The 21,830-nt window shown below is 47.2% G+C and carries 16 protein-coding genes and 1 pseudogene; 8 read left to right on the forward strand and 9 right to left on the reverse strand.

Annotated elements, in window-relative coordinates; genetic code table 11:
• Nucleotides 1–720 precede the first annotated feature (720 nt).
• From AEA42_RS22235 to AEA42_RS08715, 6 genes and pseudogenes are all read right to left on the reverse strand, one after another.
• Nucleotides 721–864: pseudogene (locus AEA42_RS22235) on the reverse strand (type II toxin-antitoxin system HipA family toxin); the annotation flags it as partial.
• A gap of 3 nt (nucleotides 865–867) precedes the next feature.
• Entirely contained in the window at nucleotides 868–1,104 is a 237-nt protein-coding gene (gene hipB / locus AEA42_RS08695; RefSeq protein ID WP_047539109.1) for a type II toxin-antitoxin system antitoxin HipB, read from the reverse strand.
• 557 nt (nucleotides 1,105–1,661) lie between these two features.
• Complete coding sequence (locus AEA42_RS08700; protein ID WP_055647528.1) at nucleotides 1,662–1,955, reverse strand: hypothetical protein; 294 nt, start codon at nucleotides 1,953–1,955, stop codon at nucleotides 1,662–1,664.
• 31 nt (nucleotides 1,956–1,986) lie between these two features.
• The gene (gene ltrA, locus AEA42_RS08705) at nucleotides 1,987–3,663 is read right to left on the reverse strand and encodes a group II intron reverse transcriptase/maturase (protein ID WP_055647529.1); all 1,677 of its coding nucleotides are present in this window, start codon (nucleotides 3,661–3,663) and stop codon (nucleotides 1,987–1,989) included.
• Nucleotides 3,664–4,822: 1,159 nt separating this feature from the next.
• Nucleotides 4,823–6,460, reverse strand: coding sequence for a chaperonin GroEL (gene groL, locus AEA42_RS08710; protein WP_037414230.1), 1,638 nt, complete (start codon nucleotides 6,458–6,460; stop codon nucleotides 4,823–4,825).
• A 58-nt stretch (nucleotides 6,461–6,518) separates the two neighbouring features.
• Nucleotides 6,519–6,809, reverse strand: coding sequence for a co-chaperone GroES (locus tag AEA42_RS08715; protein WP_011071021.1), 291 nt, complete (start codon nucleotides 6,807–6,809; stop codon nucleotides 6,519–6,521).
• 227 nt (nucleotides 6,810–7,036) lie between these two features.
• Between AEA42_RS08715 and AEA42_RS08720 the strand changes: the two genes are divergently transcribed.
• Entirely contained in the window at nucleotides 7,037–8,395 is a 1,359-nt protein-coding gene (locus AEA42_RS08720) for an MATE family efflux transporter (RefSeq protein ID WP_037414232.1), read from the forward strand.
• Here AEA42_RS08720 and AEA42_RS08725 read toward each other — a convergent pair.
• On the reverse strand, nucleotides 8,392–9,381 hold the full coding sequence (locus AEA42_RS08725; protein ID WP_055647530.1) for a LysR family transcriptional regulator: 990 nt from the start codon (nucleotides 9,379–9,381) through the stop codon (nucleotides 8,392–8,394). The genes AEA42_RS08720 and AEA42_RS08725 overlap by 4 nt on opposite strands.
• A 128-nt stretch (nucleotides 9,382–9,509) precedes the next feature.
• On the opposite strand from AEA42_RS08725, the gene AEA42_RS08730 reads away from it, so the two are divergent.
• Nucleotides 9,510–10,592, forward strand: coding sequence for an efflux RND transporter periplasmic adaptor subunit (locus tag AEA42_RS08730; RefSeq protein WP_055647531.1), 1,083 nt, complete (start codon nucleotides 9,510–9,512; stop codon nucleotides 10,590–10,592).
• A 3-nt stretch (nucleotides 10,593–10,595) separates the two neighbouring features.
• Nucleotides 10,596–13,679 carry an efflux RND transporter permease subunit gene (locus AEA42_RS08735; protein ID WP_055647532.1) on the forward strand — a complete coding sequence of 1,028 codons (3,084 nt, stop codon included), beginning with the start codon at nucleotides 10,596–10,598 and terminating at the stop codon, nucleotides 13,677–13,679.
• A gap of 154 nt (nucleotides 13,680–13,833) precedes the next feature.
• On the opposite strand, the gene AEA42_RS08740 is transcribed toward AEA42_RS08735, so the two are convergent.
• Nucleotides 13,834–14,424: an FxsA family protein gene (locus tag AEA42_RS08740; protein ID WP_055647533.1), complete on the reverse strand. Its 591-nt coding sequence runs from the start codon at nucleotides 14,422–14,424 to the stop codon at nucleotides 13,834–13,836.
• Between the two features lie 222 nt (nucleotides 14,425–14,646).
• On the opposite strand from AEA42_RS08740, the gene cutA reads away from it, so the two are divergent.
• The 5 genes from cutA (at nucleotide 14,647) to AEA42_RS08765 (ending at nucleotide 21,198) form a co-directional block, all read left to right on the forward strand.
• Nucleotides 14,647–14,970, forward strand: coding sequence for a divalent-cation tolerance protein CutA (cutA, locus tag AEA42_RS08745; RefSeq protein WP_055647534.1), 324 nt, complete (start codon nucleotides 14,647–14,649; stop codon nucleotides 14,968–14,970).
• Nucleotides 14,967–16,808, forward strand: coding sequence for a protein-disulfide reductase DsbD (locus AEA42_RS08750; RefSeq protein ID WP_055647535.1), 1,842 nt, complete (start codon nucleotides 14,967–14,969; stop codon nucleotides 16,806–16,808). The genes cutA and AEA42_RS08750 overlap by 4 nt, the downstream gene beginning before the upstream one ends.
• Before the next feature lie 151 nt (nucleotides 16,809–16,959).
• On the forward strand, nucleotides 16,960–18,600 hold the full coding sequence (locus AEA42_RS08755; RefSeq protein ID WP_055647536.1) for a cation:proton antiporter family protein: 1,641 nt from the start codon (nucleotides 16,960–16,962) through the stop codon (nucleotides 18,598–18,600).
• A gap of 298 nt (nucleotides 18,601–18,898) precedes the next feature.
• The gene (gene galK, locus AEA42_RS08760) at nucleotides 18,899–20,044 is read left to right on the forward strand and encodes a galactokinase (protein ID WP_055647537.1); all 1,146 of its coding nucleotides are present in this window, start codon (nucleotides 18,899–18,901) and stop codon (nucleotides 20,042–20,044) included.
• 122 nt (nucleotides 20,045–20,166) lie between these two features.
• On the forward strand, nucleotides 20,167–21,198 hold the full coding sequence (locus AEA42_RS08765; RefSeq protein ID WP_055647538.1) for an aldose epimerase family protein: 1,032 nt from the start codon (nucleotides 20,167–20,169) through the stop codon (nucleotides 21,196–21,198).
• A gap of 101 nt (nucleotides 21,199–21,299) precedes the next feature.
• Here AEA42_RS08765 and AEA42_RS08770 read toward each other — a convergent pair whose 3' ends face one another.
• Entirely contained in the window at nucleotides 21,300–21,704 is a 405-nt protein-coding gene (locus AEA42_RS08770) for a hypothetical protein (protein ID WP_037414254.1), read from the reverse strand.
• Nucleotides 21,705–21,830: the final 126 nt, after the last annotated feature.

Raw genomic sequence — 21,830 nt, forward strand, 5'->3', positions numbered from 1 at the left:
TCAATCAGTGCCTTAGAGGCCAGCATCAAGCTGTTTAATCGTTTTAGGTGAAGTTCTGGGCAGTATTGGTGTAAAGAATGTTGTAGGATATTGGCTTCGCGCATCTTGTTGTCCAAGTGTAGTTTTTGGCGAAACCATTTGATCATGCAACAAGATGCGCTTCCACCCTAATTTGATGATTTATTTGTAAATCATCAGGGGATTCTTCAGTGTCCAGCATCTATTATAAACAATAAATGAAAGGTATCAGAGCCGTTTTAAATTCGCACCTTAAGTAACTTTAAACTCACCAAAAAAAGCAAAGATGGGACATCCATAACTCTTTTGGGTTTAACAGCCGGCACCAAGGCTACAGAAGTTCACACTCCCCTCGGAGTTGCCGCAGGGCATTTGCGTTCGTTGCGTGAGCGAGGCATGGTCGTTCACGTGCTCCATGCACTTCACGACATTCAGGCATCCTGCCTATCAGATGCCGAGATAGCGTCAGTCGAATCAGGGACGAGCGTCTGACGCGATAGCATAAGAACCCAAATGCCCAAGGGGTTTTCAACTCCGTTGGGGGCGTCTTGGCTGATGTGAAAACAATAGGCAAGGAGGATAGGACGAGCAGTCCTCCTTGGTCGACTCTTTATTAAAAAATCAGGGGGTGAAGCCCCACGACTTTGATTCACCTCGGCCATTAGGCCGCAATGTCTAGCAAGTTTTGCTAGCGATCACACTAGTCGGTGAAAGTGGAAATCCACTTTGCTGCCAATCTTTGGTGTAATACACCGCAAAGGTGTCGGTCGTGGCATCAAAGGATAATTCCCCGATCATTAAATCACCGAGGTGCATCTCTAGCGTAAGCGTTTTAGCTGTACTCATAGGTTAATACCAGCCGTTAGTTTCGGTATTGCTGGTTTGAGCCGAAACGATATCAATCCCCAGACCATCAAGGATTTTGAATACGGTTGAGATATAAACATCCTCACCCTTTTCAACTCGGATCAGCGTTTTTTTGGTTACGCCGCACAGCATGGCCGCCACGTCTTGAGTAAGAGCAGCACTTTTCCTGCGTTCTTTAATTAACAAGCCGAGGGATTGTTGATTTAGCGGTGATGCCATTATCGTCTCCAAAAGTGTAACTTCCTACACCTTAGCCTTAATAACAGTCTCATTCAATCAAAAAGTGTATATACGTACACTTTTTGATTGTTGATAATGACAAACCCACTAAAAGTGTACAATGTTACACTTTAAAAGCAATTTTCAGTGCTAAAAACCCAAAAAGTGTAGGTAAGTACACCTAGCTTGAAAAACGCCGCTTCCCCCAATTACCAGTCCAAAAACAAAACCCCGACTCAGTTACCCGAGTCGGGGTTTTCATTTTTCTCTTACAAGAATTTGGGTTTTAAGCGATTAAGCTAAAGACCGCTGATGTTTAAGTTATTTTTGCGCGGGATAAATCGTGTTAGTACAAGGCGCTGTGAGCGTAGCATACGTTGTTTGTATGTGAGCGAGCAGCAACGCCGTAATCACCGATTTAAACCAGCAAAAATGTCGGGTAGCAACGGCGTGTTACCACGGCCGCCGCCCCCTAAGAACCGTACGTGCGAGTTTCCCCGCATACGGCTCAAGCCTTTATAAGTCTATACCTATAAGTAAAGACCAGCGACGTTAAACTAAAGACCACGCTCTGAACAAAGTTCACATTTATCAGACCCAGAATGTTCATGATAAATACTTTCTAAAACTTCTTTGAACTCATCAAACGAGCTGAAACTAGAGTTAAGGTGGCTATTATTTTGAAAGCCGTCTTGAACCTTTTCTATGACAGATTCAAGGTCAGTAGCACAAGCATCATAATACGTACCATGATGTTCACACGACTCCAACAACTCTTCAGTAATAGCCAGCCGTAATGCAATAGCTTCTTTTCCTTCCATATCTTCCTTGTGTCTCTTGATGGTACTCATCTATATATCCTTTTTAAGTATTAAGCAGAAACTATATGTCAGTACTCTTTTCATGGCAATTGGCTGAATGCAATTGCCGATGACAATTAGGGTGCAACAACACTAAGTTATCCATTTCATCACTGCCACCTTTCACCCTTTCCACAATATGATGGACATTCCACCCTGTTTCTTTGGTGATCTTGTGACGGCAAATAGGACAACATTTCTGTTGTCTAAGCCAAAGAATTAGCAGCCTCCTTTGACCTTGCATTGAGTCACGCCAAGCTCGCTCTAGGCGCTGCTCAAAGTATTCCTCAAATGCTAAGTCATAAGGATTCGCCTCTCCTTTGATCTTAGTGTGTCGCTTTATCGCAGTATCATTGGTGTATACCAGCCGTTTAGTGAAGCCATCGACTGTCATACCTGAAAACACCCAATTTCGTGGACCTGCTGTTTTAAAGTATTTAGCTTTAATCCAGCGTTTTTGACGATTTTGATGTCGTCTACGGCACCACTGCCAGAGTAGTTTCCAAACCCGATAATCCACGTAGTTAAAAGTCTCCTTCGCCACAATGTGACTATGGTAGTTAGCCCATCCTCGAAGGACAGGATTAAGCAGGCTTATCAGCGTTACCACCTTTACCGTCTTATTACTTTTAACAATATCGCGAACCTTCTGGAGCACGTTACGCAAGTTCTTACGGCTCGGCTTTATCAGCAATTTGCCATTGTATTTACGTACGTTTTGCCCCAGAAAATCAAACCCTTCATCAATATGCGTTATCACCGTTTTTTCTGGCGACAGCATTAACCCGCGCTCAGCCATAAAGGCTTCTACGACAGGTTTGACTTCGTTGACCAACAGCTCTTCCGAGATGCCAGTAATAATGAAGTCATCCGCATAGCGCACATAATTGACCTTGGTCTTGTAACTGGCTTTAGTGTTCTTCCTCCCAAAATGGGATTCAAGCACCGCTTCCAATCCATCAAGTGCCATATTGGCCAATACAGGAGAAATAATTCCTCCTTGAGGCGTTCCCGCATCGGTTGGGTTTAACCTACCGGACTCCATAAAACCTGCTTTCAACCATCTACTGAGCACTTGTTTGTCCAAAGGTATATTGGCAAGTAACCAGTCATGGCTGATGTTATCGAAGCACCCCTTGATATCACCTTCGAGCACCCACTCCGAGGAGTTTTTACGACTCAGATTGACAAAACATTGTTCAATCGCATCGTGGGTTGAACGCATAGGGCGAAATCCATAGCTATTTCGATCAGCAGTCGTTTCCGACACAGGCTCCAAAGCTAGCAGGTATAGTGCCTGCATAGCCCTGTCGAGCATGGTTGGAATTCCTAAAGGCCGACGTTTACCGTTAGCTTTAGGAATGTATATCCGCCTTAACGGTTTTGGTTTGTAGCCTTGCCGTTTCAATCGAAATACCGCCTGCCACTTAGATTCAGGTGTACTCCATAACTCCCCATCGACACCGGGCGTCCTTTTGCCTCGGTTCTCAGTTACTCGTTTGACTGCCATAACTTTGCCAGCAAACGAGCGCACCAACATTCGTTGCAAAGCCTTAACCTTGCGCCATTGTTGTTGCTTAGTCGCCTTCGCGATCCGTACTTGTAGCTCTCGCACCTGACGTTCAACGGCATACCAATCAATGGTGTGCCAGCTGTTCGCTGGGTGGGAGAACGCAGGTACAACTAATGCTGTACTCATCTTGCTTTTCTCCTTGATAGTTAACAACAACTCCCAGATCGAAAAGCAGATAGATCTCCCCTGACGGGAGAGTTCTTCTGCTCCCATCAGGGGTCGGGCAAAATATAAAATTTTGCCCTTTAGTTACTATGCGTGAGCGCTTTACAAGCTTTCACACGATTAAAGACCAGTTGGACGTGGGCTTCGTTTCCGACAGAGGAACATTTAACCCCCTATCCTCTCCATTACAGAAAGGCATTCGCTTTTTCCAACCTCCTACACCCACACCTTCAACAATTTCCCTTACGGGTCATCTGCCCTCATAACATTAATTATGTAGGGCGAAGGGATGGGGTTGCCGAGTTCCATGCCGATGACACGAATCACTTAGGTCCTACCAATACACCGAAGGCTGTGTGGCAACGTATCTCCAGATGTAAGAGAGATAACCAGCCTTGCACCATTTTGGTTAAAGCGCGTCAGTAGCTTGCGCTTTTTGCGGTTGACGGTGCTTGTTAGTAGTTCACATAAGTTGACCATATGATCCAGCCTAGTCTCTCATCCGCCTGCTACTGGCGAAATCTTTGGTATACCTCACGGTAAAACCAAACCCAATGAATGGGGAATACATTGTCAGGAAGCTTCACACCCCACCATTACTGGTGGCGCACTATCCCTAGGCTACTGCTGGTTGCACAACAGGTTCGCTACTTCACTGAAGGAAGCCGAACAATCATCAGACACAGCTTCACACCGGCAGGTGCTATAGCTGCTCAATAGTTATCCCTGAAAAATTCACGTATTTGTGACTTCTTCAGAGTGAATATCGCTTTGGCGAGAGACACAGGATTTCCCATATGCCCTGTTATATAAAGCCGAGATGAAGACCTCGGACAGTAAATAGGATAGATGCTTTTCTCAAATCTTTGGCAGAGTATCGAATGCATCTATCTCAACATCATAACTGGGTATTGGTCTTGGCCAATACCTAGAAGATAGACTTTATAGTCTATTATCCGGGTTTTGGCAACCCGGATAACGGGTGAAACAACTATTTCTACTGGATTAAAAGGGGGCTCGTTGATATTCAACATGCCCCCCGGCGTTATTTCCACAATTTTTGTGGAATGCCAAAGGTAGTTCCAGTCAGGCTAGCTACACCTGCTCGACTCTCGTCGCACTACATCATGCCGCCCATTCCGCCCATCCCACCCATACCGCCCATATCTGGCGCATCAGCTTTTGGCAGTTCAGCTACCATTGCTTCGGTGGTGATCATCAGACCTGCGATAGACGCTGCGAATTGTAGTGCGCTACGGGTCACTTTAGTTGGGTCAAGGATACCCATTTCTAACATGTCACCGTAGGTGTCGTTGCCCGCGTTGTAACCGTAGTTACCGCTGCCGTTTTTCACGTTGTTAGCCACAACAGAGGCTTCTTCACCTGCGTTAGTCGCGATTTGACGCAGTGGCGCTTCCATTGCACGTAGGGCGATAACCACACCGTGTTTTTGGTCTTCGTTAGCTACTTCAACGTCAGCAATCTTAGAAGCTACACGTACCAGAGCTACACCGCCGCCAGGCACCACACCTTCTTCAACCGCAGCACGAGTTGCGTGCAGTGCGTCTTCTACGCGAGCTTTTTTCTCTTTCATTTCAACTTCGGTCGCTGCACCGACTTTAATTACCGCAACACCGCCAGCTAATTTAGCCATACGCTCTTGCAGTTTTTCTTTGTCGTAGTCTGAAGTTGATTCTTCGATTTGTTGCTTGATTTGGCTTACGCGCGCTTCGATTTGCGCTTGTTCGCCGTTACCATCGATAATGGTGGTGTTGTCTTTAGTGATCACAACACGCTTAGCAGTACCTAAATCTTCTAGGGTTGCTTTTTCAAGCTCTAGGCCGATTTCTTCAGCGATTACAGTACCGCCAGTTAAAATCGCTACGTCTTGCAGCATGGCTTTACGACGGTCACCAAAGCCTGGGGCTTTAACCGCTGCCACTTTCACGATACCGCGCATGTTGTTAACAACGAGCGTTGCTAAGGCTTCGCCTTCAACATCTTCGGCAACGATCAGTAATGGCTTACCGGTTTTTGCCAGACCTTCAAGGATTGGTAACAGTTCGCGGATGTTAGAGATTTTCTTGTCGACTAACAGTACGAATGGGTGATCTAATTCAACGCTGCCGGTTTCTGGCTTGTTGATGAAGTATGGAGACAGGTAACCACGGTCGAACTGCATACCTTCTACTACGTCCAGTTCGTTTTCCAGTGCTTGGCCTTCTTCAACGGTGATCACACCTTCTTTACCGACTTTTTCCATTGCAGTGGCAATGATTTGGCCGATTGACTCGTCAGAGTTTGCAGAGATAGTACCTACTTGAGCGATCGCTTTTGAGTCAGCGCAATCTTGAGAAAGGTTTTTCAGTTCAGCAACGGCGGCAATCACGGCTTTATCGATACCGCGCTTTAAGTCCATTGGGTTCATACCCGCTGCAACGGCTTTTAAGCCTTCAGTGACAATGGCTTGTGCCAGAACAGTTGCAGTAGTGGTACCGTCACCGGCGGCGTCGTTGGCTTTAGAAGCAACTTCTTTCACCATTTGCGCGCCCATGTTTTCGAATTTGTCTTCTAATTCGATTTCTTTTGCAACAGACACACCGTCTTTAGTGATCAGTGGTGAGCCAAAGCTCTTGTCTAATACTACGTTACGGCCTTTAGGGCCTAAGGTCACTTTAACTGCGTTAGCCAGAATGTTTACACCAGCCAGCATTTTTACGCGTGCGTCGTTACCAAATACAACTTCTTTAGCTGCCATAATTGAATATCCTTTACATTTTTAATGATTAATTGGAATGTCGAATTGATGTCGTGGATTAACCTACGATGGCCATCAGGTCAGCTTCCGACAGGATCAAGACTTCTTGACCGTCGATTTTTTCTTTCTTAACACCGTAACCTTCATTGAAGATCACTACATCACCCACTTTCACATCCAGAGGTCTTACAGTGCCGTTTTCTAAAATACGGCCATTACCTACTGCAAGGACTTCCCCGCGAGTCGATTTTTCGGCGGCGCTGCCTGTTAATACAATGCCACCCGCAGAAGTTGATTCAACTTCTAAACGCTTAACGATTACGCGGTCATGTAATGGACGAATATTCATCTATGAACTCTCCTAATGATTTAATGCCCAACAATCGAGGCGATTTTGTGATGAAAAAGAGGAGGCATTTCCGCCTTCCCCTTTGATGTGTGTGATATGGGGTTAACCCCTGCCAGATCCAAGTGCCTTTACAAAAAAAAATTCAAATTTTTGATGTCGGTTTTTTCAAGCGGGCACAATCCTGCTAGAATCTCGCCTCCGCTCGCAAACAAGGCACTATTTTCCCCATGAAAGACAGACACGGGCTGCTTAGCGCGCCAATTGGTCGTGTACTGCTCAACATGAGCCTCCCTAACTTGATTGGCATTATGACCATTCTAGGTTTTAGCCTCGCTGACACTTTTTTTATCAGCCAATTAGGGACAGAGCCTTTAGCTGCAATCAGTTTTACCTTTCCAGTAACGTTAATTATTTCCAGCATTGCTATTGGGATTGGTGCAGGCGTTTCCACTAACCTTGGCAGGCTGATTGGCTCGGGTAATGCGCCACGAGCTAAGGTATTTTTGCACGATGCGCTGCTGCTGACCTTTATCCTTATCGCCAGTTTATCCGCTCTAGGTAGTATTTTTATCGAGCCACTGTTTAGTTTACTTGGCGCCAATGAAACCAGCTTGCCACTCATTCATGACTATATGATGTATTGGTATGTGGGCGCGCCGCTGTTGGTGTTATTGATGGTGGGCAACCAAGGCTTACGCTCCACGGGCGACACTCGCTCACCAGCGATGATTATGATGCTGGCGGCGCTGATTAACTTAATCCTCGATCCTTTGCTTATCTTCGGTATTGGGCCTTTTCCGCGTTTAGAGATCCAAGGCGCAGCGATTGCCACCCTGTTCTCATGGCTTGTCGCGTTGTCGCTCTCGGGTTATTTGCTGATCATCAAGCGGCGAATGCTTGAGCGGGCGGTATTTGATATCGATAGAATGCGTGCCAACTGGAGTAAACTTGCCCATATTGCCCAGCCTGCGGCATTGATGAATTTAATCAATCCGCTCGCCAATGCGGTGATTATGGCGATGCTGGCCCATATCGATCACAGCGCCGTAGCAGCGTTTGGTGCAGGCACACGCTTAGAATCGGTGCTGTTGATTGTGGTGATGGCATTATCATCGAGCCTGATGCCGTTTATCGCGCAAAATCTCGGTGCTGGCCAACCCCAAAGGGCGAAGCAGGCTTTGCTGCTATCGCTTAAATTTATCTTTGTATTCCAAACCTTACTCTATATTCCATTGGCGTTTTTGGCCCAGCCACTCGCGAATTTATTTAGTACCGATCCGCAGGTGCTAGAGTGGTTAAGTTTTTATATTCTGGTGCTGCCCTGCGCCTATGGCCCGCTGGGAATTGTGATTATCTTTGCCACGGCGCTTAATGCGTACCATAGGCCGATGAGTTCGTTAGTGATTAACCTGTGCCGCTTAGTGCTATTGATGCTGCCACTGGCGGCGCTGGGATCTTATATTGATGGCGTAAAAGGCTTATTACTCGCGCTCCCCATCACCAACCTCTTGATGGGGATTGCCTGTTATTACTTAGCGCAGCGGATTTGCGAGCCGACCAAGGTCACGACCGCCGACGCGATTTAGGCTGTGCTTTTTAGGCTAAAACGCACATCATTGGGTGGGAAGGGCTCCTCCGATGCCTTACAAACTCGGCGCACACTTTGCGTGCTGAGATTAGTTGGTACACCTTTCGGCGCCAGTTCTTTAATAATAAAGTCGATAAAGCGTCTGCTGGCTAAGCTCACATAACGTCTTGATGGATAAGCCAAATAGCATTTGCCGGGATGGGACTCTATCTCGGGCAACAGGGTAATTAGCTGCCCTGAAGCCACAAAATCAGCCACCACTTCCGCAGGCGCATACACAATGCCGCGCCCTTGCAGGGCAAACTCTACCGCCACTTCAACACTGTTGGAGCAGAAATTTCCCCGAACCCGAACTTCCTGTTCGGCACCAATCCATAACTCATTAAAGATCTTGCCATTTGAGAGCCTAAATAAGGCCACATTATGGGACTCAATCTCCTGTGGAGTCTGCGGCATACCATGTTGCACTAGGTATTGGGGACTGGCATAAAAACGCAAATCCGTGGTGAATATCGGTCGCACCACTAAATCTAAGGTATCTAATGCGGGTTCGACCACAAAGGCTACATCGAGATTATTCTTAACCATATCAACAGATTCTGCGCTACTAATCACTTCAACCGTGAGCTTGGGATGCAGATCCATAAAACGGAAAATGGCTTGCATCAACACATTCATACTGTGGATAGGAAACATTTGAATGCGGAGATGGCCACTGATCTCAGCATCTTCGTTAGTCATCTCAAACAGAGTTTCATCGAGCTGCGCCAAGATATTCTGTGAACGTTGGTAAAAATGGCTTCCCGCCGAGGTCAGCGTCATCGAGCGGCTCTGTCGGTGGAATAGCTTGATATTCAGCTCATCTTCCAATGCCTGTAAACGCCGACTCACGGTCGATTTTGGTAAGTTAAGCAAATCCGCCGCTTCAATCAAACTGCCGGTTTCAGCGATTCGGTGAAATAACGCGAGGTCCTCTGTCTTCATTTTTAACTTAATATCAATCTCATTATGTGGGATTGATAATCCCAAAGTATCCCGTTTATTGCAACAACTTTAGCTGATATCTTCGCGCCCCTGAAATGCTGATAAATTGTTATTGAGGACTCTCCACCATGAAAGCTTATCGACTTATTCCCTTGGCGGCGTTATTGCCAGCCCTGCTCACAGCTTGCACTCCAGCGGAAAGCTCGGTACAGGCGAGTGCCATTCGTCCAGTAAAACTCTTTGAAGTTGAGCAACTCGAAGGGGGAAATTTAAGGACGTTTCCGGCGCGCGTCAGTGCTAATAGCCGCGCTGAATTATCCTTTAGAATTTCCGGCGAACTGACGGATCTCGCATTAGTGGAAGGACAACAGATCCGTCAAGGTAGCCTGTTGGCTAAACTCGATGACAGGGATGCCTATAACAATTTAATGACCCGCGAAGCGGATCATGAACTCTTAGAGGCGGATTTTCAGCGTAAAACCGAACTCCTCAAACGCAAATTAATCTCTCAAGCTGAGTTTGATAGCGCCCAAGCGCAACTTAAATCGGCCAAAGCCGCCTTAGCCGCCGCCCGTGACCAGTTAAGTTATACCAAGCTTATCGCTCCCTTTAGTGGCACTGTGGCCAAACGTTTAGTGGATAATCACCAAATCGTACAGGCCAACCAAGGGATTTTAACGCTGCAAAACAACAGTTTGCTTGATGTCAGCATTCAAGTCCCCGAAGCGATGGCGGCGAGCCTAAACAACTATATTCAGCAGCAAAACTTTACCGCTAAGGTACGTTTTAGCGCATTAGCAGGCATGGAGTTTGATGCGAAATTCAAAGAATATTCGACCCAAGTGACCCCAGGTACTCAGGCCTATGAAGTGGTGTTTTCGTTACCACAACCTAAAGATATTCAGTTACTTCCTGGCATGAGCGCTGAGTTAACCCTCGCCTTAGTGAAAACACCAGATCAAACCGCGTCGGCCATAGTGCCAGTCACAGCTATCGACAAACGCGATCAGGATGGACGAGTTCAAGTCTGGGTCTATCAAGCGCAATCGGGCGAAGTGAAACCCACGGCAGTGACCTTAGGCCGAGTCACCACCGAAGGTATCGAAGTCTTAGGCGGCATCAACAAAGGTGACTTGATTGTCAGCGCGGGGGTATCCCAATTATCCGACGGGATGAAAGTGAAGCCACTACGCTGGCAACGCGGAGTTTAATTCATGAATATTGCTGAGTATTCCATCCGCCACAAAGTGATTAGCTGGATGTTTGTGCTACTGCTGCTCGTGGGCGGTGGTGTGAGTTTTACCGGTCTTGGGCAATTAGAATTTCCCGAATTTACCATTAAAGAAGCCCTAGTGATCACCGCCTATCCGGGGGCCTCACCCGAGCAAGTGGAAGAAGAAGTCACCCTTCCCCTCGAAGATGCACTGCAGCAACTCGATGCGGTTAAGCACGTGACCTCAATCAACAGTGCGGGCCTGTCGCAGATCCAAATTGAGATCAAAGAAACCTACGATAAAACCAGCCTGCCACAGGTGTGGGATGAGGTGCGTCGTAAGGTGAACGACACCGCAGGACAACTGCCTCCCGGCACTAGCACGCCCAAGGTCTATGACGACTTTGGCGACGTGTACGGCATTTTGTTTAATCTCTCAGGGCCTGATTATAGCAACCGCGAATTAAGCAACTATGCCGACTATTTGCGCCGCGAACTGGTACTGGTGCCTGGGGTCAAAAAAGTCTCTGTCGCGGGCAGCGTAACCGAACAGGTAGTGATTGAAATATCACAACAAAAACTCTCGGCACTGGGGTTAGATCAAAGCTATATCTACGGCCTGATTAACAATCAGAACGTGGTTTCTAATGCGGGCAGTTTAGTGGTTGGCGATAATCGGATCCGCATTCATCCCACGGGCGAATTTAGCAGTGTGCAGGATCTTGCGCGTCTGATCGTCAGTCCGCCCGGCAGCACCGAGCTTATCTATCTTGGCGACATTGCCCATATAGAAAAAGATTACGATGAAACCCCAGATGTGCTCTATCACAACCGTGGCGAAGCCGCCCTCTCCCTTGGGATTTCCTTTTCGAGTGGCGTCAACGTAGTCGAAGTGGGTAAAAGCGTTAGCGAGCGCCTTGCCGAGTTGGAGTCACAACGCCCAATTGGGATGAACTTAGACACTGTCTATAACCAAAGTCTGGCGGTGGATGACACAGTAAATGGCTTTTTGATCAACCTATTAGAATCAATCGCCATCGTTATTGCCGTACTGCTACTGTTTATGGGCCTGCGCTCAGGCTTACTGATGGGCTTAATTCTGCTACTGACGATTCTCGGGACTTTTATCGTAATGAAAGTACTGGGCATTGAGCTGCAACTTATCTCCCTCGGCGCCCTGATTATTGCACTTGGTATGTTGGTCGATAACGCCATTGTGGTGACGGAAGGTATTTTGATTGGCCTGCGCCGGGGTAAGACTCGCCTCGAAGCCGCTAAACAAATTGTAACGCAGACCCAGTGGCCGCTGCTTGGCGCCACAGTGATTGCGATTATCGCCTTCGCGCCGATTGGCTTATCGCAAAATGCCGCGGGGGAGTTTTGTCGCTCGCTATTCCAAGTGTTAATGATCTCTTTATTTATCAGTTGGATTACCGCGATCACCCTGACACCTTTCTTCTGTCACTTGCTGTTTAAAGATGCCCCCGCAGATGAGGAAGAGCAGGACCCATACAAAGGCTGGTTTTTTAGCATATACCGCGCGAGCTTAACCTTTGCCCTACGTTTTAGAATCGCCAGCATTTTATTAGTCGGTGCCATGCTCGTTAGCGCAGTGATTGGCTTTGGTCATATCAAGAATGTGTTCTTCCCAGCATCTAATACGCCTATCTTTTTTGTCGATATTTGGATGCCAGAAGGTACAGATATTAAAGGCACTGAACGCTTTACCGCCGATATTGAGCAGCAGTTACTCAAGCAAGCCGAGGAACAACATAGTGGCTTAAAACACTTAACAACGGTCATTGGCCAAGGTGCGCAGCGGTTTGTGTTGCCCTATCAACCCGAAAAGGGCTATCCCGCCTATGCGCAGCTCATTATTGAAATGGCAGATTTAGCCTCCTTAAAAGTCTATATGCCAGAGCTAGAAACCTTTTTAAATCAGAGATTCCCTCAGGCACAGTTCAGATTAAAAAATATGGAAAACGGCCCTTCTCCCGCCGCGAAGATTGAGGCTCGCTTCTACGGTGATGATCCCGAAGTACTGCGTGCTCTAGGCGCTCAAGCCGAAGCCATCTTCCATGCGGAGCCGAGTATGGACGGTATTCGCCATGACTGGCGCAACCAAGTGACTTTAATTCGTCCGCAATTAGAAAATGCTCAAGCAAGGGAAACGGGGATCAGTAAACAGGATCTGGATAACGCACTGTTAGTTAACTTTAGCGGCAAACAGATTGGCCTGTACCGTGAAACCAGCCATTTACTCCCCATCGTTGCTCGCGCACCCGCCGAGGAGCGTTTACAGGCGGACAGCCTGTGGAAACTGCAAATTTGGAGTAGCGAGCACAGCACCTTTGTGCCAGCAACGCAAGTTGTAAGCAGCTTCGATACTCAATGGGAAAACCCCTTAGTAAAACGTCGCGATCGGATGCGGATGTTAGCCGTTTTAGCCGACCCTAAACTGGGTAGCGATGAAACCGCCGACTCAGTATTACGTAAAGTCAAAGCTAAGGTCGAAGCTATCAGCTTGCCTGCGGGTTACCACTTAGAATGGGGTGGCGAGTATGAAACGGCGGGCGAAGCCCAAACTGCGGTATTTAGTTCAATTCCACTGGGTTACTTAGCGATGTTTTTAATCACAGTGTTCCTGTTTAACTCGGTACGCCAGCCGTTAGTGATTTGGTTTACCGTGCCATTGGCCTTGATTGGGGTATCGGCGGGATTATTGATTTTCGACGCGCCCTTTAGCTTTATGGCGCTGCTGGGACTACTGAGTCTATCGGGCATGGTGATTAAAAACGGTATTGTATTGGTTGACCAGATAAACCTCGAACTCAGTGAAGGCAAAGCCGCCTATTTAGCTTTAATCGATTCCTGTGTCAGCCGCGTTCGCCCTGTGATGATGGCGGCGATCACGACCATGCTCGGGATGATACCTCTGATCCCCGACGCCTTTTTCGGCTCCATGGCGATCACTATCATCTTTGGTTTAGGTTTTGCGTCGCTGCTGACCCTTATCGTGCTGCCAGTGATGTACAGCTTGGCCTTTAACATCAAACCGAATGCAGTGGCGAGCGAGAAACACTAGCCCGCCACTCCCCCTAAACGCTTCCCGGCGTGGCCGATCGATGCTGCTTATCAGCATCGATTGGCCTTTTCATATTGGGATGTCGAAGAATAGCGGCTAACCCCGATAACTTGAGGCTTTACACAGAGGAAAGAAAGTCGAGCTGAAAAGCGGATTACGCCTTTGGATCTTTGGGTTTCTCGTCTTTATCCGCCAATTGATGGCTTTCAGGACGTTTATCGCTAGGGTCGGCCTTATGTTCAAAGTCGCCTTCGTACACATTGCCATCGGCATGTTTATTTTGCTCAAAGGGAGGTTGATCGAAAGGATTTGTTTGTGAGCCAGAATGAGAGCCAAAGGGACCCGCACCAAAACCGCCGTGCATACCGCCTTGTAAACCCGACACCACTCGCAGTTGCATACGTTTAAACACTAAGGCTGCTATCGGACGACGGGTTAAAGGAGTGAGCAACAATAAACCAATAAAATCAGTCACAAATCCAGGGATAACCAGCAACACCCCCGCCATCGCTAACATCATGCCTTCGACAATTTCTTGCCCCGGTGCTTCGCCTCGGGCGAGTTTTTGTTGCACTTGCATGAGCGTACTCAGCCCTTGGCTACGCACTAAGGATACGCCCAAAACAGCGGTAAATAATACTAAGCCAATGGTGGTCCAGGTTCCGAGGATTTCGCCCACGCGGATTAACACTGATAGCTCAACAACTGGGATCAGCACAAAGATTAAAAATAGGATTAAAAACATACCGACCTCAGATTTATCTCGCTCGTTTGAAAACTAAATGGGGGCAATCCGGTCTTAATTCAAGTCATTAGGGCACAGACTGCGCTAAAGCGGTGAAACTTCTGATAGTTAGCTCACTCTTTCGTTAAGCCGTTAATGTATGAGACCATAAAAACACGTAAAGTAGCTTAGCCTAATAGGCTTAAGCGAAGTTTAAGATTGTTAGGGGACGATACCCACACTATGCAACCTCAGTATTTAATGGTCAGCACTAGCTGTCCAGACAACGTTCATGCCAATCGCATCGCCCATGCGTTAGTGGAAGCGCGTATCGCGGCTTGCGTGCATATTTCGGCGCCCATCCGCTCCGTTTATGCATGGGAAGGAAAAATCTGTGAAGAGCAAGAAATTAGCTTACACATTAAATGTTTACAAACTCGCTATGCAGAGTTAGAGCAGCTTGTGCTTAAACTTCACCCTTATCAAGTGCCTGAAATTATTGCCGTACCCGTCACTCACGGGCTACCAGCCTACTTAGATTGGATAAAAGATAACACTCAGCCATGAAAAAACTACTTAGCCTTACCTTTACTGCATTATTGCTCCTCGCGCCTCTCACTCTAAGTGGCAATGCTTTTGCGAATAACTTTGGTTTTCTAAAAAGCGAACCTGAGTTAATGCCCGTTGATCAAGCCTTTGCCTTTGATTTTAAGCAGGAAGGCAATAAGGTTACCCTTAATTGGGTGATTGCCGACGGCTACTACATGTACCGCGATAAACTCAAATTTAGTGTCAATGGCGCTGAATTGGGCACCATTGACCTACCAAAAGGCAAACCTCATAACGATGAGTATTTTGGTGAACAAGAGGTTTACTACACCTATATCGACATTCCCGTTGGCCTAAAGCAAGCGGATGAAAACAGCACCTTAAACGTCACCTTTATGGGCTGCGCCGAGGGTAAACTCTGTTATCCACCAACCAAGCGGGACGTGACCCTAAAGGCCGTCGCGGCCAATGATGGACAAATCGCCTCTAGCACAGATAGCGGCCAAAATACCAAGCCTGCCGCCACTGACACAGATGCCAAAGCAAGCAGCGCCCCTTCTAAGCCGATTACTCAGCAGGATAGCCTAAGCCAGATGTTGTCTAACGACAGTTTACTCTGGACCTTAGTGATCTTTTTCGGCTTAGGGATTGGCTTAGCGCTCACCCCTTGCGTGTTCCCCATGTATCCGATTTTATCGGGCATTATTGTTGGTCAAGGGCAAAAACTGTCGACCGCCAAAGCCTTCACCCTGTCGATGGCCTATGTGCAAGGTATGGCAATCACCTACTCGATTTTAGGTTTAGTCGTCGCCTCTGCGGGGATGAAATACCAAGCGGCGCTGCAACATCCCGCTGTGCTCGTGGTATTAGCCATCCTGTTCTTTGTACTCAGTTTATCCATGTTTGGCTTGTACGATCTCAAACTGCCTTCAAGCTGGCAGGAGAAGATGAACTCCATTTCCAACAATCAAAAAGGCGGCAATCTAATTGGCGTATTTTTGATGGGAGTGATCTCAGGATTGGTCGCCTCGCCTTGCACCACGGCTCCACTTTCTGGCGCCTTAGTCTATGTGGCGCAAACCGGGGATTTATTACAAGGCTTCCTCGCGCTGTATGTGCTGAGTATGGGCATGGGCGTACCACTACTTATCATCGGCACCTCGGGTGGTAAGTTACTGCCTCGCGCTGGCGCTTGGATGAATATCATTAAAACTGTGTTTGGCTTCCTGCTGATTGCGGTATCGATTGTGATGCTTGGCCGTATTTGGACGGGCGTGGTTTCCGATGTGCTTTGGTCGCTTTGGGGCATTAGCTTCACCGGTTACCTGATGCACCAAAATAAGCTCAGCGCCTTTAACTGGAAACAAACCGTACGCTCAGTGCTACTCACCTTAACCCTGCTGGCAAGTTTCTCCTATGGCTTCCAAGCCGTGATGGGTCACTTTGGCTTTAGCCACAGTCCGGTTGCGACTGCGACAACGACTGAGCAAGCCCATGGCTTTAAACGGATAAAATCCATTGAAGATTTGGACCGCGAAATTGCTGCTGCCACGGCAGTTGGTAAGCCTGTGATGCTGGATCTCTACGCTGACTGGTGTGTGGCTTGTAAAGAGTTTGAAGCCATTACCTTTAAAGACGCCGAAGTATTAGCGCGAATGAACAAAATCGTGCTGCTGCAAGCGGATGTCACTAAGAGTGATGCTGTGGATGTCGCTCTGCTTGAAAAATACAATGTCCTCGGTTTACCGACATTATTGATGTTTAACGAGCAAGGTGAACAGCGAGAAGATTTAAGGGTAACCGGCTTTATGGGTCCCAAGGAGTTTGCAGCTCATTTAGATCACTTGGTGAAATAATCTCGACTAAACGCTAACACTCCTCTGCGGCGTTTTAGCGTAAAATCAACAAAAAGCGGACTTTTTTCATGAAAAGTCCGCTTTTTTATCGCGCTGTCATCGATTTCTTATACAATCCTTGTTTATCGTGGACTTTTTAGATTGGAGCATTATGGAACCAGCTATCCTCATTATCACCCTTATTTGCGGCATGCTCGTTAGCCGTATAGGACTGCCCCCACTCATCGGCTACTTAGTGGCGGGCTTTGTACTCTTTGTATTAGGTATTGAAAAAGAAAGCCTGCCACTGCTGCAAGAACTCGCCAATTTAGGGGTTACGCTACTGCTGTTTGCGATTGGTTTAAAACTCGATATTCGTAGCCTATTTAAGGCTGAAGTGTGGGCGGGGTCGAGTGTGCATTTGATGCTATCGATCCTAGTATTCGTCCCTATTCTCAAAATATTAGGGTTATTAGGATTATCTCAACTGACCAGTTTAGGGATTGAGCAGTTAACCTTACTGGCATTTGCGTTAAGCTTCTCCAGTACCGTTTTTGCGGTAAAGGTCTTAGAAGATAAAGGGGATATGCAATCCCTGTATGGCCGTGTTGCTATTGGTATCCTGATTATGCAGGATATTTTTGCCGTACTCTTTTTAACCATTTCTAAGGGCGATGTGCCTTCAGTGTGGGCATTTGCGTTATTGTTATTGCCACTGGCAAAACCACTGATTTATAAAGCCTTTGACCGTGTTGGCCACGGTGAATTATTAGTGCTATTTGGATTAGTAATGGCACTGGTTGTCGGCGCTTGGTTATTTGAATCCCTCGGCCTGAAACCGGATCTCGGCGCACTGGTTATTGGTATTTTGCTCGCAGGACATAAAAAAGCCTCTGAGCTGGCTAAATCATTGTTCTATTTTAAAGAACTCTTTCTTGTCGCCTTCTTCTTAACCATTGGTCTCAATGGCTTACCCACGATTTCGGATATCGTGCTGGCTACATTATTAGTACTGTTAGTACCGCTAAAAATCTTATTGTTTGTCTATATTCTTACTCGCTTTAAATTACGTTCTCGCACCTCGATGTTAGGTTCCTTTAACCTAGGTAACTTCTCCGAGTTTGGTCTGATTGTCGCTGCGGTCGCCACCAGCAAAGGCTGGCTACCGTCACAATGGTTGGTGATTATTGCCGTGGCCTTAAGCTTTAGCTTTTTATTAGCAGCGCCGCTCAATGCTACGGTCGGAAATATTTACCAACGCTTCCAACAGCGACTCGTTAGGTTAGAAAAACGCCCATTGCACCCAGAAGATCGCCCCATTGCCATTGGTAATCCACGCTTTTTAATCCTAGGGATGGGGCGTATTGGTAGTGGAGCCTACGATGAACTGCGTGCCCGGTTCGACGGTGAGATCCTCGGGATTGAGCATAAGCAAGACCTGGTCGATTTACACCGCGCTAAAGGCCGTAATGTAGTGCAAGGGGATGCTTCCGATACCGACTTTTGGGAGAAGCTTGATAAAGCGCCCAATCTTGAATTAGTGCTGCTAGCAATGCCGCATCATGCGGGAAATCTCTTCGCCGTTGAGCAACTTAAAAAGCTGAATTATCAAGGTAAACTAAGTGCAATCGTACAATATGGTGAGGATGCTGCATCACTCAGAAGTTCTGGTGTGCATAGCGTTTACAACCTATACGAAGCGGCGGGTGCGGGTTTTGTCGACCATGTAGTTCATGAGTTATTACCAGACTCTGAAACGAAGGCAGTTGCCGAGCTAGACGATGACACCAAACAACATTCTGCCGCAGTTTAAGGCGTGTTTACGTTTGTTATCATGAATAAAACTCATCCTATTTAGGCTAAAAATGACTCAGGAAAGGGATTAACCTGAGTCATTACCTCACCCGATAAAACCTATCAAAACCACTAAAAATCAATCACCTTAACGCACTTACACACGCTCAAACATTGCGGCGTTTTTGACTATCGGTTTTCTCTGACAAGCTTATCGTCAATGCCATAGAAAATCTCAGTTACATCGCCGACTTAGTCGTGATATAAATCGAAGACAAGAACGAAATTAGCCCAGCTTTTTTGGAAGTCTTCTCAGCATGTCGAACCCTGCGCAGCGCGCCACCAAGTTATTTGTCCAAACCTTTGGCACTAAAGCCGATGATTTATATCAAGCCCCAGGTCGAGTAAATCTGATCGGTGAATACACGGATTACAACGACGGCTTTGTTTTGCCTGCCGCCATTAATTTTCATACGGTGATTGCCGTTAAACGCCGTGAAGACAACAAGTTTCGCGCCGTTGCTGATGCCTTTCCCGGGCAAATTAAAGAATGGACCTTTGGCAAAGAAACCGAAATCCATCCCGAGGACGGTTGGGTAAATTATTTAAAAGGGTTCACAGCGGCGATGGCCAACACAGGGCTCATTGCCAAGGGCTTAGATTTAGCCGTGGTAGGCGATGTACCGCTCGCAGCAGGATTATCTTCCTCTGGCGCCTTGGTCGTCGCCTTTGGTACAGCTATTAGTGACAGCAGCCAATTGCATCTCTCACCGATGGCAGTAGCACAATTAGCGCAACGTGGCGAATATCGGTACGTCGCATCGGCTTGCAGCATTATGGATCACATGGTTTGCGCGATGGGCGAGCCGGATCATGCCCTGCTCATCGACTGCCTTGACCTTGATAGCGAAGCGATTGCAATCCCTGAGAATCTCAGCCTGATCATCATTGATGCGCATATTGAGAAACAACGATTAGCGGCGATTAGCCAGCAGCGACGTGAGGAATGCGCTCAAGCTGCCGAATTTTTTGGTTTAGACGCTCTGCGCCATCTTGAACTGCGTCAGCTTGAAAGTGCCAAGGATAAATTGGATGAAACCCTTTATCGCCGCGCCAAACACGTAGTCACCGAGAATAAACGCACTCAGAGTGCAGCTCGGGCACTAGAGCAAAATAATATTTCTAAATTCAGCCTATTAATGGCTCAGTCTCATCAATCATTGCGGGATGATTTTGAGGTAACACTACCGGAATTTGACACTTTGGTGGATATTGTTAGCCAAGTGATTGGCGAACGCGGTGGCATACGCATGACCGATGGCTGCGTGGTCGCGCTCGTCGACCATGAGCTTACCGATGCGGTAGTTTCTGCGGTCGAACAGACATTTTTCGAGCAAACAGGGATAGACGCAACCGTTTATCTCTGTTCAGCGAGTGCTGGCGCGGGCCGTATCGACAGCTAAACACTTAATCGCACCAGCTAACTCCGCCACTAATACCATACGAATTCAACCATGAATTGTGTGGTATTTGTCATTTTTAAGAGGCAAAATCAAACGGTTAAATGACACATGAGGGAAACTAAATGGTGCGTTTCAGTGTATTAGATCCTTGGACCGATCCCCGCGGCAGCGAAATTGAACGCGTGCGGATAGACAATGGCATCATCGCCTTGGAAGTGCTCAGTTTAGGCGGCATTATTCGCGCGCTTTGGACGCCCGATAAACAGGGTGAGCGCGCCAATATCGTTCTAGGCTGCGACAGTGCCGAAGATTACCTGACTCAAAATGCCCACCTTGGCGCCATTGCAGGCCGCTTTGCCAATCGTATCGCCCTTGGCAAGCTGCAATATCAGGGGCAAACCTATCAACTGGATATCAATCAGGCTAGCAACTGCTTACATGGTGGCCGCGAAGGTTTTAACAGAAAGAACTGGCACTTAGGCCCGCTTCCCGATGGGGTAAGATTAACCTTAGTGAGTCCAGATGGCGATATGGGCTTCCCCGGTAATTGCACGGTGCAATTAGACTATCGCCTTGCCGCCAATAATCTCTATGTAGAAATGCTGGCCTCCGTAGATAAACCTTGTCCGGTGAGCCTAACGCAGCACAGCTATTTTAATCTGGATGGTACGAGCAATAATTATCAGCACCAGATGCAAATCGATGCGACACGCTATTTGACGATGAATGAAGTCGGCATCCCGACAGGAATTGCTGAGGTTAAAGATAGTATTTTCGATTTAACTCAAAGTGTTTCCCTTGGCGAAAAACTTCACGCTCCCGAACTAACAAGCACCCAAGGTTATGATCATTGCTATTTGATGGATAACCCCGATGGTTCACTACGCCGCTTTGGTTGTTTAAGCAGTCCTGTCAGCGGCCGCGCCATGACGGTATTTACCAATCAGCCTAGCGTACAACTCTACTGCGCTAACTTTTTAGCGGGAACCGTGGGACGAAACCAACAAAGTTTGCACCAACATCAGGGCGTGTGTATTGAACCGCAAAAGCTGCCTGACTCGCCCAATCAACCGCAATTGGGTGATGATGCCTGGTTAGTACCAGGGAAAATCTATCATCATATTAGTCGATATCAATTTGATATTGTTGACTAAAGTTGAAATGAGCATCTGTAGGAATTAAAAAGAAAGGCTGGTAAGGAATAAAGTCGTTTCATTCCTTACCTTTATCCAATGTTGCCGAAGCAAATTGGATATTAATCGTCGAAATCATCGCCCCAATCTTCATCGAAATCAGCACCAATTGCATCGGTTTCGATTTCAGGCTCAACCTCAGGTTTAGCCTTACGTACTGGGCCAGAATCCTTAACGTTGTTCAGATCAATACGAGCTTGATGCTTGCTCATAAATTGAGCGCGAGCCGCTTTCCATGCACCGCTAAACTTAGCCTCAGCAGCTTTTAATGCGGCCTCATCTAAGTCGTATAGGTTCACTTTTACTATGTCTTCTACATACTCAACAATGGCATCACGGTCGGTATTGTAGAGGTAAATTCGTCCAGGGGAAGCCTCTGGCAGCTGGTTGTCGTGGACGACAATCGCATTGCCCTTCGATGTTCTCAGCTCACCATACCAAACCTGTTTCTTTGCTGTGTTATACATATATGCCAATACCCTTAAATCAACACATACACTATGAGTTTTTTAGTCTGAATAAGCGAAGCGACGCTTGCTTTGATCCACGAATAGCGCCGGAAAGTCTCTGACGTTTTCAACTGGGTATTTTTA

This window comes from Shewanella sp. Sh95, from assembly GCF_001308045.1.
GTDB classification, from domain to species: domain Bacteria; phylum Pseudomonadota; class Gammaproteobacteria; order Enterobacterales; family Shewanellaceae; genus Shewanella; species Shewanella xiamenensis.